The following is a 14030-nucleotide window of genomic DNA, read 5'->3' as shown; positions in this document are numbered from 1 at the left end:
CGTGACTCAGCGGAGGCCCAACGCGAACTTGAGCGCCCGGTCTACGGCCGCCAGCTTCTCGGGCATCAACGCAGTGAGCGGCGCCGTCAGCGCCTTCTTGTCGATGGTGGTGATGGTGTCGAGGTTGGCGACACACCGTCGCGGCAGGCCGTCCTTCTTGCCGAGGGCCACCTCGGTCGGAATCCGCCGGATGCGCGTGGTGACCGGGGCGACGGTCACGAGCTCGCGGAACGCATACGCCTCGTTGCGCGTCAGCAGCACTACCGGCCGGCGTCCGCTCGGCCCGGGCAGCTCGGCCCACCAGACGTCCCCACGTCGCATCACCACTCTACGCCGGCCAGGAGCCGGACGGCAGCCGCGTGGGCGGCCTCGATCTCTCGCCGGCTCTCCGGCATACGGCGATACCCCGCCTCGTATTCCCGCATCAAGACCTCTTCCGCCTGCTGCCGAAGCCAGTGGCGGAGCGCATCCTGCATGATTGCGCTGCGACTCTTGCCGTGCTTCTTCCGGGCCTTCTCGACCGCTCGGTACAAATCCTCGGGGATGCTCACCGCCACCTTCGTCGCGACTCTGGGCATGATCTCCTCACGCTCGCTATCGGGTATGGCCCGAGTATAACCCGATTCATACTGGGCGACAAATTTGAAGATGAACGGCGTGAACCACAGGGTCCCCGACGAGAATGGTCATCAGGTCGTTCTTCAAGCGGGGCTCGGGATCGCCCAGCTCGGACGTTTGCGGCTCAGCTGGCGCGACGAGGGCGCGCGCTGCCAACCCTCTCGAGAGCCCGGTCCGCTCCAGCTGACGCGGGTCGGCGGGGCCCCGGGTTTGACCGTCCCGTCCCGCGTCTGTTAGCGCCGTCGAGCGGATGCACTGGCCATTCGCCGCCGAGGACTTCGTCCGCCTGCGCGACACGCTGGCCTGGGTGGCTGAGCGTTCACCGTACTACCGCCGTCTCTTCACGGCCGCCGGCGTGCGGCCGGGCGAGCTCCACACCTACGACGACTTTCGCACCCGCGTGGCGCGCACCCAGAAGGCGGACCTGGCCGCCAACCAGCGCGCCCACCCGCCCTTCGGCGAGTTCCTAGCCGTGCCGCGCGAGGAGATCGCCTCGCTCCACACCTCACCCGGGCCGATCTACATCCCGCGCCTGGCCGAGGAGCGCGGCGGCACGCCGGTGCTCGTGGAGGCCATCGCGGCCATGGGCGTCAGGCCCCGCGAGGTCGCGCACGTGACGCTCTCCTACCACGTCATGCCGGGCGGGCTCCGCCTGCACCGCGCCTTCGAGGAGCACGGCTGCCTGGTCATCAACGGCGGCACCGGAGCGAGCCGCCTGCAGGTCCAGATCGCGCACGACTACGGCGCCACCGTGTACGCGGGCACGCCGAGCTTCCTCGCGAACCTCGCCGACACCGCGTGCGAGATGGGGCTCCGGCTCCCCTACCGCATCGGCTTCTCGACCGCCGAGGCGCTGACGCCGGCGCTCCGCCAACGCCTTCAGGCGGCGCTCGGCATCGAGCTCTTCGACCACATCGGCGAGGCGCAGATCGGTCCGGTCGCGGGCGAGTGCCGCGCGCACGACGGCATGCACCTTCACGCGCGCGACCTCTTCTGCGAGTTCCTCGATCCGGAGAGCGGCGCGCCGGTCGGCCCGGGCGGCGTGGGCGAGCTGGTCGCGACCCAGCTCGGGCGCCGCGCCCTCCCGCTGGTCCGCTACGCGCCGCGCGACGCGTATCGCCTCCTCCCCGGCGCGTGCCCGTGCGGCAGCCCGGCGCCGCGCGTGGCGTTCGTCGGACAGGTGGGCGCGATCAAGAAGATCAAGGGCGTGCTCGTCCACCCGGCCCAGATCCATGCCGTCACGAGCCAGTTCCCCGAGCTCGGTCGCTTCCAGGTCGTGGTGGAGCACCCGGCGGGCGAGCGCTACGAGCGCGCGACCTTGCGCGCGGGAACGGTGCGACCGCCCGCCGACGCCGATGCGCTGCGCCGCACGCTTGCCGAGCGCCTCAAGGCGACGGTGCTGATCCAGATGGAGGTCGCACTGGTCCCGGAGGGCGACGTCCCGGAGACGGCCGGCCCGCCGGCCTTCGCGGAGGCGCTGGTGAAGCGGTGAGCGAGCGCCGCTACTACCACGCCGCGATCCAGACGATGCCGCCGGACGAGCTCCGCCGGCTGCAGGAGGAGCGCCTCGCCCGCCAGATCGACCGGGTGTGGTCGGTCCCGGTGCCGTTCTTCCGCCGGAAGCTCGAGCGAGCCGGACTCCGTCGCGCCGACCTGCGCGGGCTCGACGACCTGCCGCTCGTCCCGCCGACGCTGAAGGCGGAGCTCCGCCGGAGCGAGGAGGAGCACCTACCCTTCGGCGACTACCGCGGTGCCCCGCTCTCGGCCTGCGTGCGGCTCGGCGCGTCCACCGGCACCAGCGGGCGCCCGACGCTCATCCTGTGGACCCGGAAGGACCTGGAGGTGGACCACACCGCCTCGGCGCGCGGCCGCTGGCGCTGGGGGCTCCGGCCCGGCATGAGCCTCGCCAACGCGCACCCCTTCGGCATGAACGCGGGCGGCTGGCACTTCAGCCACGGCATCGAGGCGCTCGGCGTGCTGAACATCCCGTCAGGACCGCCCGTCGGCGAGCAGCACGTGCGCGACGTGATCGAGGTGTGGCGGCGCGTCCGGCCCGACATGTACCGGCTCTTCGGCAACGTCGCGCGCACGTACGCGGACGCCGCGCGCGCGGTGGGGCTCGACCCCGAGCGCGATCTCAACCTCGCCATCGCCGGCGACCACCCCTCGGAACAGTATATGATGGTGAGCTCCGGCCTCGAAGCGCTGCCGCTCCTCGGCAGCGCGTGCGAGGAGCGCGACGGGGCGCACCTGGCCGAGGACCTCGCGATCGTCGAGGTGATCGACCGGCGCACGGGGCGGCCCTGCGGCCACGGCGAGCGCGGCAACCTCGTCGTGACGGTGCTCGAGAAGGACAACTTCCTCCTCCGCTACGACCTCGAGGACGTGGTGCGCTGGAACGAGAAGCCCTGCCCCTGCGGCGAGACTCACCGGCGCCTGTTCTACGAGGGGCGGGTGCGCGACCTCGTGCCGGTTGGTGACGTCGAGGTCCTGCCCATCGACGTGGCGCTCGTCCTCTACGAGTTCCCGGAGGTGTCGCGGCCGTCGGTGGAGTACCAGATCGTGCGCGGCCGTGGACGCTCCGAGGCGCTGCGCGTACGGATCGAGTACGACGCGACGGGGGGTGTCGATGCGGGCGCGCTCACCCGCCGGCTCGCCGAGCGCGTCCGCGAGCGCCTGGGCGTTCCCGCCAACCTCGAGCTGGTCGCGCGGGGCGCCGTGCCCCGCTTCGCCTACAAGGCCGCGCGGGTGGTGGACGCGTGACGCGACGCTGGCCGGGGGCTTCAGGATCGCCGCGTCGTCGCCGACGGCCGTGGCGCGTCGGCCTTGCCGGGCGCCCGCCTCGAGCAGTATGTCCTCGCCGGAGGAGGAGCCCCCATGTCCCTCGCCATGACCCACGCCGAGCGCGAGGCGTTCCTCGCCGACACGCACGTCGCGGTGGTGAGCATCGCCGACGGGGCGTGCGCCCCGCTCGCCGTCCCCGTGTGGTACGCCTACGCGCCGGGCGGCGACCTCCGCTTCGTGACCGGCGGCGCCTCGCGCAAGGCCCGCCTCATCCGGAAGGCCGGACGCGTCAGCGTCTGCGTGCAGACCGAGACGCCGCCCTACCGCTACGTGAGCATCGAGGGGCCGGCGGCGATCGGCGCGCCCGACCACGAGCACGACATCCGGGCTACGGCGCTCCGCTACCTCGGCCCGCAGATGGGCGAGGCGTACCTTCAGGCGACAGCCGCCGATCACGCCGCCTCGGTGCTCGTCACCGTGAGGCCCGAGCGCTGGCTCACGGTCGACTACGGCAAGTGGGAGCTCTGAGCCATGCCGATCCTGGATGAGCGGCATGACTTCGCGCACCCGGTCGAGCCCGACACCGCCTGGAGCGAGTCCTACTACTTCAACGCCTACGACCCGGTGACCGACACCGGCCTCTTCACGCGCATCGGTGTGCGGCCGAACGAGGGCACGATGGATGTCGGGCTCTCGGTGTGGCTCCCGGGCACGGACCTGGCGACCGTTCACGGCGTCCGCCCGCAGCCCGAGATGACCGACAGCGACCTCGCGGCAGCCGGCGTCCGTTACGAGCGCCTCCGGCCCATGGCGGAGTGGCGCATCACGTGCGACGCCGAGGCGGCGGTGCGGGACCTGGCCGGACGCCGCCCGACCCGTACCGCCCACGTCGCCCTCGACCTCGTCTTCCGCGCGCTCACGCCTGCGGTCGGGAGCGATGGCCAGGGCGTCGCCGGCGCCGGGCCGAGCGCGGCCACGCGCGCGAGCGTCGGCAAGGGGCACCTCGAGCAGGCCGGCCGCTGGCGCGGCTGGATCGAGGCCGACGGGGTGAACCACACGCTCGGCGAGGCGCGCGGCAACCGCGACAAGTCGTGGGGACCGCGGCGCTGGGGCGGATCAGCCATGTGGCGCTGGTTCTCGATCAACGTCGGCGACGGGGTGCACTTCGGCGGCATCCGCATCGGCACCGAGGCGGGCGATCTCCACCGCGGCTGGGTGTGGCGCGACGGCGAGGCGACGAGCATCCGCGCGTGGGCCGTCCGCACCGAGCTCGCGGCCGACCGCCTCACCCACGCGGTCACGCACGTGCGCGCCACCGACAAGCGCGGGCGCGTGCACGCGCTGCGCGGCGACTGCCTGCGCGTGGCGCCGGTGGCGCACGAGGTGGGCGGGCGGCGCACGCTCATCAACGAGGGGCTCGCGCGCTGGACCTACGAGGGCCGCACCGGCTACGGCATCGCCGAGTACCTGCACCAGCTCGACGGCGACAGGCGGCCCGTCGTGCCCATCGAGTGAGGAGCGGACCCCATGGCCGAGATGCGCGAGGTCACGAGCGGCCTCCAGTTCCCCGAGGGACCCGTAGCCCTCGCCGACGGCAGCGTGCTGGTGGTCGAGATCAAGCGCGGCACCCTGACCCGCGTCGCGCCGGACGGCGGGCAGACCGTCGTCGCCCTCACCGGCGGCGGGCCGAACGGCGCCGCCATCGGCCCCGACGGCGGAGTCTACGTCTGCAATAACGGCGGCTTCGAGTGGCACGAGCTGGGCGGGCTCCTCGTGCCGGGGAACCAGCCGCGCGACTACTCGGGCGGCCGCATCCAGCGCGTCGACCTCGCGACGGGCAGGGTCGATGACCTCTACACGGCGTGCGACGGGCGCGCGCTCCGCGGGCCGAACGACATCGTCTTCGACGCGAGCGGCGGTTTCTGGTTCACCGACCACGGCAAGATGCGCGAGCGCGACCGCGACCGGACGGGCGTCTTCTACGCGCGCGCCGACGGCTCGCTCATCCGCGAGGCGATCTTCCCGCTCGATGCGCCGAACGGCATCGGCCTCTCCCCCGACGGGCGCCGGCTCTACGTCGCCGAGACGTGGACCGGGCGCGTCTGGTACTGGGAGCTCGCCGGGCCGGGGGAGATCGTGGCCGGGCCCGGCTTCGGGCCCGCCGGCGGGACGCTCCTCGCCGGGCTCCCCGGCTACCAGCTCTTCGATTCGCTCGCCGTCGACGGCGCCGGCAACGTGTGCGTCGCGACCCTCGTGACCGGCGCCATCACGGTGATCTCGCCCGCCGGCGAGGTGGTCGAGCAGGTGCCGACCGGGGACCCGCTCACCACCAACATCTGCTTCGGCGGCCGCGGGCTCGGCACCGCCTACATCACGGCCTCGGGCACGGGCCGCCTGCTCGCGACCGCGTGGCCGCGCCCGGGGCTCGGCCTCAACTACCCATGAGGCGGCTCGCCCTGGTACTCCTCTGGCTGGCCCTCTCGCCCGCGCTCCTGCGCGCCCAGGACTCGCTCTGGGAGAAGTACATGGCGGCCGGCGCCGAGTCCTTCGGCAAGGGGCAGCTCCCCGAGGCCGAGAAGATGTGGCTCGCGGCGCGCAAGGAGGCCGAGTCGAGCTTCGGCCCCAACGACATCCGTCTCGCCGCCACGCTCACCAACCTGGCGGAGCTCTACCGCCGGCAGGGCAAGTACCCGCAGGCGGGCTGGCTCCATCGCCGCGCGCTCGGCATCACCAAGAAGGCGAAGGGATCGCATCACCCGCAGGTGGCGAGCATCGTCAACAACCTGGCGACCCTGTACGCGACGACCGGTCGCATGGACGCCGCCGAGCGCATGTTCCGCCGCGCGCTCATCCTGCGCGAGCGGACGCTCGGCCCCGACAGCCTCGACGTCGCCGCGAGCCTCGACAACCTGGCGCTCCTCTACCACGACGAGGACCACTTCCAGGACGCCGTCCAGCTCCACCGCCGCGCGCTCGCCATCCGCGAGCGTGCGCTCGGGCCGAGCCACCCGGGCGTCACCGTGAGCCTTGCGCACCTCGCCGCGCTCTACACCGACCTCGGCCGCTACGCCGAGGCGGAGCCGCTCTACCGCCGCATCCTGACCATCCGGCAGAACGCGCTCGGGCCGGATCACCCCGACGTGGCGGCCGCGCTCGATGCGCTCGCCGAGCTCCACCGCAGGCAGGGCAAGTTCGCGCTGGCCGAGCCGCTCTACAAGCAGTCGCTCGCCATCAAGGAGAAGGCGCTCGGCGCCGACAACCCGGGACTCATCCCGACCCTCAACCAGGCGGCGCTCTTCTACCAGGCGCAGGGCCGGTACGCGGACGCCGAGCCGCTCTACCGCCGCGCGCTCGCCATCAACGAGAAGACCTACGGCCCGAACGACCCCGAGCTGGCGAAGAGCCTCAACAGCCTGGCCGAGCTCTGCCGCAGGGAGGGCAAGTTCGGCGAGGCCGAGTCGCTCTACAGGCGCGCCCTCGCCATCGGCGAGAAGACCTACGGCGCGAACCACCCCGAGGTGGCCTCGCTGCTCGAGAACTACGCCGTGCTGCTGCACCAGATGGGACGCGAGCAGGACGCGGCGCCGCTCGAGGCGCGCGCCCGGGCGATCCGCACGAACGGGTCGAGGAACTGACGGCCGCCCGCTCAGGACGCCCGCGAAGCGTGGCGTCCCGCGATCTCGCTGATGGCGGAGAGCAGCTCCTCGGGCTCGACCGGCTTTCTGACGTGCGTATTGAAGCCGGCGGCGAGCGCGCGCTCGCGGTCCTCCTTGCGCGCGTATGCCGTGACCGCGATGGCCGGCAGGGCTCTCCCGCCCCGTGTGCTCTCCTGCCGTCGCACGGTCTCGATCAGCGAGTAGCCGTCCTCACCCGGCATCCCGAGGTCGGAGAGCAGGAGGTCTGCCGGCCACTGCCCAAGCAGCTCGAGCGCGTCCGCGACGGACATCACCGTCCGCGTCTCGGCGCCGCAGCCCGCGATCAGGACGTCGAGCACGTTCGCAGTGTCGGCGTCGTCCTCCACGATGAGGACGCGCAGCCCGTCCAGGCTGGGGTAGGCCGTCGCCGCCGCTCGCGGGCGCGCCGTAGCCGCGAAGTCCGCCCGCCGTGCGACAGCGGGGAGCTTCACCGTGAACCGTGCTCCGCGCCCCTCGCCGTGGCTTGCGGCCGCCACGGTGCCGCCGTGCAGCTCGACCAGGGTGCGGACGATCGCGAGGCCGAGGCCCAGGCCGCCGTGCACCCGCGTGGTGGAGCTGTTGGCCTGGCGGAAGCGCTCGAACAGATGCGGCAGGAACGCGGGGTGGATGCCCTGACCGGCGTCGCCCACCGTCATCTCGACGTGCGACCCCGCGGCCACGAGCCCCAGCTCCACACGGCCGCCGGAGGACGAGAACTTGATGGCGTTGGTGAGGAGGTTCCAGACCACCTGCTGCAGACGCTGGGGGTCCCCCAGCACGAGCCCGGCGCGCGGATCGGTGAACACCTGGAGTACGATCTGCCGGGCATCGGCGGTAGGGCGAACCGCTTCCACGGCCGCCTCGATGACCTCCGCCAGCTCGACGGGGCGCCGATCGAGGTGGAGCTTGCCGGAAATGATGCGCGATATGTCGAGGAGATCCTCGACGAGGCGCGCCTGGGACTTCGTGTTGCGCTCGATCGCCTCGAGCGCCCGTCCGACGCCGTTTGGCGGTACGCCCCCTCGGCGGAGCATCCGCGTCCACGCGAGGATGGGGGTGAGCGGAGTGCGCAGCTCGTGGGAGAGGATGGAGAGGAACTCGTCCTTGGCGCGGTTCGCCGCCTCCGCGTTGGCGCGCGCTTCCTGCGCCTCGGCGTAGAGCCGCGCGTTCTCCTGCGCCAGCTTCTCGGCCTCGGCGCAGGCGCGGGCCGCCTGCTCCCGCACCAGGGCGTGGCGCTCGCTCACGTCGCGGATGGCGCTCGTGATCAGGATCCCCTCCTTGGTCTCGAGCGGGCTCAGGCTCATCTCCACCGGGAACTCCGAGCCGTCCCGGCGCAGCCCGTAGAGCTCGAGTGCCGAGCCCATGGCGCGGAACCGGGGCTCGTTGAAGTACCCGGAACGGTGCTCCGGGTGCCGCGCACGGAAGCGCTCGGGAACGAGCATCTCCACGGGCCGGCCGATCAGCTCCTCCCTCCCGTACCCGAAAAGCCGCTCGGCCTGCGAGTTCACCAGGACGATTGTTCCGGCGCGCTCGACGATGACCATCGCGTCGGGCGCCGCTTCGAGGAGGCCGCGGAACTTCCCCTCGACCTTCTTCCGCTCCGTCACGTCGCGGATCGCGGCCGTGACGAGGACGCCCTCCTTCGTGCGCATCGGGGAGAGGCTGATCTCGGCGGGGAACTCGGTGCCATCCTTGCGCACGCCACGGAGATCCAGCCCGACACCCATCGGCCGGGTCTGCGGATCGCCGAAGTAGCTGCTGCGGTGCTCCGGATGGAGCCGCCGGTAGCGCTCCGGGACCAGCACCTCCACCGGTTTGCCGAGCAGCTCGTCGCGCCCATACCCAAACAGCCGCTCCACCTGTCCGTTGACGAGCACGATCCGTCCGTCCTGGTCGACGATGACCATCGCATCGGGCGCGGACTCCATCAGGCCGCGGAACCTGTCCTCCGCGTTCCTGCGCTCGGAGATGTCGCGGATGATGCTCGTGACGATCAGCCCGTCACGGGTGTGGAAGGGGCTCAGGCTGATCTCCGCCGGAAATTCGCTCCCGTCCTTGCGCCGGCCGGCAAGGTCGAGGTTGGCGCCCATCGGCCGTGTCCGCGGATCGACGAAGTATCCGGAGCGGTGCTGCAGGTGCACTCCGCGTACGCGCTCGGGCAGCAAGAGCTCGATCGGCTGCTTCAGGAGCTCGCCGCGCTGGTAGCCGAATATCTTCTCGGCCTGCGCGTTGGCGAACGCGATGCGCCCTTCGCGGTCCACCCCGACGATGGCGTCGGGAGCCGATTCGACCAGGTCGTGGAACCAGCGCTCGGCGCCCCCGGCCTCGATGATCGCCGCCCCGACCCCTGCGGGGCGGCTACGGCGTCGACGGTCGACGGCAGGGGGCGGCTCCGTTGGACACCGCTCGCGCGCCGGCTTGGCCCCTGGACGTCTCCGCATGCCTCCCCCGCTCTCCTCCAGCCCCGCCCCACTCCAGGAGCCCGCCTCCTATGATCGCGGTTTCTTTTCATCTTGCAAGGGCACCCCTCCAGGGCCGGCGGTAGCGGCCTTGGTTTCCGCGCCGCCCGATCGTGTAGGTGGGTGATTGACGGCGGCGTCCGAGTGTGGCGATCATCGCACCGAGCGAAAGCATTCTCTCGGGGGAGAAAGGACTCGGAGATGACTGCGCGTGTGATCGGACTGGTCGCCGTGTTCGCGCTACTCGGAGGTGTCGCCTCGGCCGGAAGCCTGAACGGGCGGGCGGGGTCGATGCCCTCCTTCTACGACGGCACGCTCTTCACGATAAACTTCAAGGAGCTGCCCCCGGATGGCGAGGCGGCTGTTCTCGCCCAGAACAAGTCGATCAACACGATCTACATGTGCGACGCCTGCGAGGGTGCGCTCCCCGGCGGACAGTCATTCGTCAGCGTGCTGGACGCGATTCAGGGGGATGGCTTCAATCCGCTCTGGCTGGAAGTGCAGATCGTCTTCAACACCGCCCCGCAGCAGTTCACCGCGGACGACGAAATCCTCGAGGCCGCCGATGCCGGCCAGATCACGCTGATGCCGACGACCGAGGTCTATCGCTGCTCGGTGCTCGGCCCGAAGAACTGACGTACGGGTCGGGCTCGGGCTGGGCGGGTTCGTCGCCGCGCTCCGCGCCCTCACAGGTACCCGCCCCCGTTCGGGCTCAACACCTGGCCGGTGACGTAGCTCGCCTCCTCGGAGACCAGGTAGGCGCACGCCGCCGCGATGTCCTCCGGCGTGCCGATCCGCTTGATCGGATTCTGCGCGATGATGACCCGGGTCAGCGAGTCCGGCCAGCCCGAGCGCTGGAGCAGCGGCGTGTCGATCAGCCCGGGCGCGATCGCGTTCACCGTGATGCCGCGCGGCCCGACCTCGGCGGAGAGCGCTTTGGTGAAGCCGATGAGCCCCGCCTTCGCCGCCGAGTAGTGGACGAGCTCGGGCGCGCCGCTCAGCCCGGCGACCGAGGAGACGTTCACGATCCGGCCCCACCCCGTGGCCAGCATGTCGCCCAGGATGGTGCGCGTGCAGTTGAACGCCCCCTTCAGGTGGACCGCGATCATCCGGTCCCACTGCTCCTCGCTCATGTCCTGGAGCGGCACCAGTCCGGCGATGCCGGCGTCGTTCACCAGGATGTGGACCGGCCCGAGCGCGGCGTGGACCCGCTCGACGGCCGCCGCCACGCTCGCGGCGCTCGCGACGTCCGCCTCGACGGCAACCGCTCGCCGGTGGAGCGCGCCCACCTCGTCCGCCACCTGCCGCCCGCCGGCCTGGTCCAGGTCGAGCACCGCCACGTCTGTCCCCTCGCGCGCCAGGCGAAGGCAGATCGCCCGCCCGATGCCCGAGGCGCCCCCGGTCACCATCGCGTTCCGTCCGCTGAGCCCCATGCGCGAGCCTTTAGTCGGCCGCGCCTCGCGGCGTCAAACCGTGCTAAGAGGGGCGCGTGCACCTCGACTACACCCCCGAGCAGCAGGCGCTGCGCGAGGAGCTGCGTGCGTACTTCGCGCGCCTGGTGACGCCCGAATATCAGGCCGAGCTGGCCGGGACCGAGGGCGGCGGGCCGCTCTACCTGAAGACCGTCCGCCAGCTCGGCGCCGACGGCTGGCTCGGCATCGGCTGGCCGCGCGAGTACGGCGGGCAGGGCCGCACGCCGATCGAGCAGTTCATCTTCTTCGACGAGGCGGCGCGCGCCGGGATCATGCTGCCGACGCTCACCATCAACGCCGTCGCCCCGGCCATCATGGAGCACGGGACGGCGGCGCAGAAGGCCCGCTTCCTGCCCGCGATCCTGCGCGGCGAGTGTCACTTCGCGATCGGCTACACCGAGCCGTCGTCCGGCACGGACCTGGCCTCGCTCCGCACCCGCGCCGCGCGCGATGGCGACGCGTGGGTCATCGACGGCGCGAAGCTCTTCACCAGCCAGGCCGAGTTCGCCGACTACATCTGGCTCGCCGCGCGCACCCATCCCGAGGCGCCCAAGCACAAGGGCATCAGCATGTTCGTCGTCCCCACCAGCGCGCCGGGCTACAAGATCACGCCCATCTGGACGATGGGCAACGTGCGCACCAACGCCACCTACTACGAGGACGTGCGCGTGCCGGCCGAGAGCCTGGTCGGGCCCGAGAACGGCGGCTGGTGGCTGATCACGACGCAGCTGAACCACGAGCGCATCGCGCTCTCCGCCGTCGGCTACGTGGACCGTATCTTCGAGGATGCATGCGCCTGGGCGCGCGCCACGCGCCTCGCCTCCGGCGAGCGCGTGATCGACCGGCCCTGGGTGCAGCTCCACCTGGCGCGCGTCCGCGCCGGGCTCGAGGTGCTCCGGCTCCTCAACTGGCAGCAGGCGTGGAGCATGACCCGCGGCACGCTCAACTACGCCGAGGCTTCCGCGGTCAAGGTGTACGGCAGCGAGTTCTACGTGCAGGCGTATCAATTGTTGCTCGAGGTGATGGGCGAGGCGGGGGCGTTGAAGGCCGGCTCGCCGGGGGCGGTGCTCAAGGGGCGCGTCGAGCGCATGTATCGCGCTACGCTCATCCTCACCTTCGGCGGCGGCACCAACGAGGTGCAGCGCGACATCATCGCGATGGCCGGCCTCGGCATGCCGCGGGCGCGCTAGGAGTCACCCCGGGAGACTTCTGATGGACTTCGCGCTCACGCCCGAGCAGGAGGCGCTCCGCGAGCTGGCCCGCCGCATCCTCGCGGATCACGTGACGCCGGAGCGCCTCGCGCTGGTCGAGGCCGAGCCGGACTGGTTCGACCGCGCGGCGTGGGAGGCGCTCGCCGGCGCGCGCCTCCTCGGGACGGCGATCCCGGAAGAGTTCGGCGGCAGCGGCCTCGGCTTCCTCGACCTCTGCCTCGTGCTCGAGGAGGTCGGGCGCGCCGTGGCGCCGGTCCCCGCATGGCCGACGCTCGTGCTGGGCGCGCTGCCGCTCGCGCGCTTCGGCACGCGCGCGCAGCGCGCCGCGTTCCTCCCCGGCGTCGCGTCGGGCGAGGTCGTGCTCGGCGCCGCGCTCGTGGAGCCCGACGCGGACGATCCCCGCGAGCCCGCCACGGCCGCGCGCCGCGACGGCGCGCGCTGGCGCCTCGACGGCACGAAGACCTGCGTGCCGGCGGCCCACCTGGCGGCGCGCGTCCTCGTGCCGGCACGCACCGCCGCGGGCGAGCCGGGGCTCTTCCTCGTCGATCCCCGCGGCGCCGGCGTCCGGGTCGAGCGCCAGACGGCGACCAACCGCGAGCCGCTCGGTCATCTCGCCCTCGCCGGCGCGGACGCCGAGGAGCTGCCGGGCGGCGCCGCCGCCCTTGCCTGGCTCGTCGAGCACGCGACCGTCGGGCTCTGCGCGATGCAGGTCGGCGTGACGGACCGGGCGCTCCGCATGACGGCCGAGTACACGACGGGCCGAGAGCAGTTCGGCCGGCCGATCGCGTCCTTCCAGGCAGTGCAGCAGCGGGCCGCCGACGCCTACATCGACGCCGAGGCGATCCGGCTGACGACCTGGCAGGCGGCGTGGCGCCTTTGCGCCGATCGCGCCGCGACCACCGAGGTCGCGATCGCGAAGTTCTGGGCCTCGGAGGCCGCGCACCGGGTCGTGTACGCGGCGCAGCACCTGCACGGCGGGATCGGCGTCGACGTCGACTACCCGTTGCACCGCTACTATCTCTGGTCGAAGCAGATCGAGCTGACGCTCGGCTCGGGCACGCGGCAGCTCGCACGCCTGGGGGCGGATCTGGCGCGATGACGGACATCGTCCTCGGCCCCGTCCTCAGCCTTTGCAGCCTCGCCTTCTATCGCCGGGTCGCGCGCCAGCGGCTCGGGCGGGGGCTCGCCTACCTCGTCTACCTCTCCTCGCTCTACTCCGCAGCGATCGCGATCGCCCTCCTGGCCTTCTGGCTTCCGGCCGCCGACCGCTTCGTGGACTGGCTCGCGCCGAACCTTCCCGAGGTGAAGCTCACGGACCACGGCGCGGTCATGGACGCCCCGCAGCCGTTCGTGCTCACCCATCCCGCCCTCGGGACGCTGCTCGTCATCGACACGCGGAGGGAAACGCCGAGCGCGGATGACCTGCGTGGAGCCCCAGTGTTCGTCAGCCGGACGCAAGTGGTCGTGAGCGAGGGGCGGGCGGGACAGCGCCGCGTGTACGACCTGGTGTCGCAGACGCCCGAGGCGCGCGCCCGCTGGGAGGGCCTGGTGGTGAACGGAGCGAGCGTCAGGAGGATGTACGGCCGCCTGCGCCTGCTGGCGGCGCCGCTCGCGTTCGTCGCGTGCCTCGTCTTCTTCTTCGTCTGGAAGCTCCTCGCCGCCCTCGCGTACAGCCTCCTCGGCCTGGTGCTGAATCTCCTCCGCCGCGAGCGCCTCCCCTACGCGAGCATACTCACCCTCGCCTGCTTCGCCATGACCGCGGTCATCCTGCTCCAGACCCTGGCCGCGTTCGGGGCGCTCGGCTCCTTCCGC

14 protein-coding genes are annotated in these 14030 nt (G+C 72.1%); 10 read left to right on the top strand and 4 right to left on the bottom strand.

All coding sequences use genetic code 11. From position 1 onward, the window contains the following. Positions 1-6 precede the first annotated feature (6 nt). A complete protein-coding gene (locus tag E6J59_12655; protein TMB19111.1) occupies positions 7-321 on the bottom strand; it encodes a type II toxin-antitoxin system PemK/MazF family toxin in 315 nt (104 codons plus the stop codon). Continuing rightward, complete coding sequence (locus E6J59_12650) at positions 321-578, bottom strand: ribbon-helix-helix protein, CopG family (protein TMB19110.1); 258 nt, start codon at positions 576-578, stop codon at positions 321-323. The genes E6J59_12655 and E6J59_12650 overlap by 1 nt, the downstream gene beginning before the upstream one ends. 290 nt (positions 579-868) lie before the next feature. Here E6J59_12650 and E6J59_12645 point away from each other — a divergent pair, with 290 nt between their 5' ends. The 6 genes from E6J59_12645 (at position 869) to E6J59_12620 (ending at position 7037) form a co-directional block, all read left to right on the top strand. Continuing rightward, positions 869-2110, top strand: coding sequence for a phenylacetate--CoA ligase (locus E6J59_12645; GenBank protein TMB19109.1), 1242 nt, complete (start codon positions 869-871; stop codon positions 2108-2110). After that, positions 2107-3381, top strand: coding sequence for a phenylacetate--CoA ligase family protein (locus tag E6J59_12640; GenBank protein ID TMB19108.1), 1275 nt, complete (start codon positions 2107-2109; stop codon positions 3379-3381). The genes E6J59_12645 and E6J59_12640 overlap by 4 nt, the downstream gene beginning before the upstream one ends. A gap of 114 nt (positions 3382-3495) precedes the next feature. Then, the gene (locus tag E6J59_12635; GenBank protein TMB19107.1) at positions 3496-3930 is read left to right on the top strand and encodes a pyridoxamine 5'-phosphate oxidase; all 435 of its coding nucleotides are present in this window, start codon (positions 3496-3498) and stop codon (positions 3928-3930) included. Positions 3931-3933: 3 nt separating this feature from the next. Then, positions 3934-4917: a hypothetical protein gene (locus E6J59_12630; protein TMB19106.1), complete on the top strand. Its 984-nt coding sequence runs from the start codon at positions 3934-3936 to the stop codon at positions 4915-4917. A gap of 21 nt (positions 4918-4938) precedes the next feature. Beyond that, a complete protein-coding gene (locus tag E6J59_12625) occupies positions 4939-5847 on the top strand; it encodes an SMP-30/gluconolactonase/LRE family protein (protein TMB19151.1) in 909 nt (302 codons plus the stop codon). Beyond that, positions 5844-7037, top strand: a complete 1194-nt coding sequence (locus tag E6J59_12620) for a tetratricopeptide repeat protein (GenBank protein TMB19105.1) — start codon at positions 5844-5846, stop codon at positions 7035-7037. The genes E6J59_12625 and E6J59_12620 overlap by 4 nt, the downstream gene beginning before the upstream one ends. An 11-nt stretch (positions 7038-7048) precedes the next feature. On the opposite strand, the gene E6J59_12615 is transcribed toward E6J59_12620, so the two are convergent. Then, entirely contained in the window at positions 7049-9517 is a 2469-nt protein-coding gene (locus tag E6J59_12615; GenBank protein TMB19104.1) for a PAS domain S-box protein, read from the bottom strand. 231 nt (positions 9518-9748) lie between these two features. Between E6J59_12615 and E6J59_12610 the strand changes: the two genes are divergently transcribed. After that, a complete protein-coding gene (locus tag E6J59_12610; protein TMB19103.1) occupies positions 9749-10171 on the top strand; it encodes a hypothetical protein in 423 nt (140 codons plus the stop codon). A gap of 50 nt (positions 10172-10221) precedes the next feature. Here the strand turns inward: E6J59_12610 and E6J59_12605 are convergent, their stop codons facing one another. Then, entirely contained in the window at positions 10222-10968 is a 747-nt protein-coding gene (locus E6J59_12605; GenBank protein ID TMB19102.1) for an SDR family oxidoreductase, read from the bottom strand. Between the two features lie 56 nt (positions 10969-11024). Between E6J59_12605 and E6J59_12600 the strand changes: the two genes are divergently transcribed. The 3 genes from E6J59_12600 to E6J59_12590 form a co-directional block, all read left to right on the top strand. Then, complete coding sequence (locus E6J59_12600; protein ID TMB19101.1) at positions 11025-12197, top strand: acyl-CoA dehydrogenase; 1173 nt, start codon at positions 11025-11027, stop codon at positions 12195-12197. Positions 12198-12219: 22 nt separating this feature from the next. Further along, positions 12220-13317 (top strand): acyl-CoA dehydrogenase, encoded by a 1098-nt coding sequence (locus E6J59_12595; protein ID TMB19100.1) that lies wholly within the window; start codon positions 12220-12222, stop codon positions 13315-13317. Further along, positions 13314-14030 (top strand): DUF1189 domain-containing protein (locus tag E6J59_12590; GenBank protein ID TMB19099.1); only part of this gene is annotated, 717 nt, incomplete at its 3' end. The genes E6J59_12595 and E6J59_12590, both read left to right, overlap by 4 nt.

The sequence above is a fragment of the Deltaproteobacteria bacterium genome (assembly GCA_005879795.1).
Classification (GTDB): Bacteria; Desulfobacterota; Binatia; order DP-6; family DP-6; genus DP-6.
Note: the sequence above shows the minus strand (reverse complement) of the source record. Positions and strands in the feature narration are given on the sequence as shown.

What these genes read in the sequence shown, in the direction of transcription:
- E6J59_12645 (TMB19109.1), top strand. Translation starts at nt 869, where the DNA reads ATGCACTGGCCATTCGCCGCCGAGGACTTCGTCCGCCTGCGCGACACG.
- E6J59_12635 (TMB19107.1), top strand. Translation starts at nt 3,496, where the DNA reads ATGTCCCTCGCCATGACCCACGCCGAGCGCGAGGCGTTCCTCGCCGAC.
- E6J59_12655 (TMB19111.1), bottom strand. Translation starts at nt 321, where the DNA reads ATGCGACGTGGGGACGTCTGGTGGGCCGAGCTGCCCGGGCCGAGCGGA.
- E6J59_12650 (TMB19110.1), bottom strand. Translation starts at nt 578, where the DNA reads ATGCCCAGAGTCGCGACGAAGGTGGCGGTGAGCATCCCCGAGGATTTG.
- E6J59_12630 (TMB19106.1), top strand. Translation starts at nt 3,934, where the DNA reads ATGCCGATCCTGGATGAGCGGCATGACTTCGCGCACCCGGTCGAGCCC.
- E6J59_12605 (TMB19102.1), bottom strand. Translation starts at nt 10,968, where the DNA reads ATGGGGCTCAGCGGACGGAACGCGATGGTGACCGGGGGCGCCTCGGGC.
- E6J59_12620 (TMB19105.1), top strand. Translation starts at nt 5,844, where the DNA reads ATGAGGCGGCTCGCCCTGGTACTCCTCTGGCTGGCCCTCTCGCCCGCG.
- E6J59_12625 (TMB19151.1), top strand. Translation starts at nt 4,939, where the DNA reads ATGCGCGAGGTCACGAGCGGCCTCCAGTTCCCCGAGGGACCCGTAGCC.
- E6J59_12595 (TMB19100.1), top strand. Translation starts at nt 12,220, where the DNA reads ATGGACTTCGCGCTCACGCCCGAGCAGGAGGCGCTCCGCGAGCTGGCC.
- E6J59_12615 (TMB19104.1), bottom strand. Translation starts at nt 9,517, where the DNA reads ATGCGGAGACGTCCAGGGGCCAAGCCGGCGCGCGAGCGGTGTCCAACG.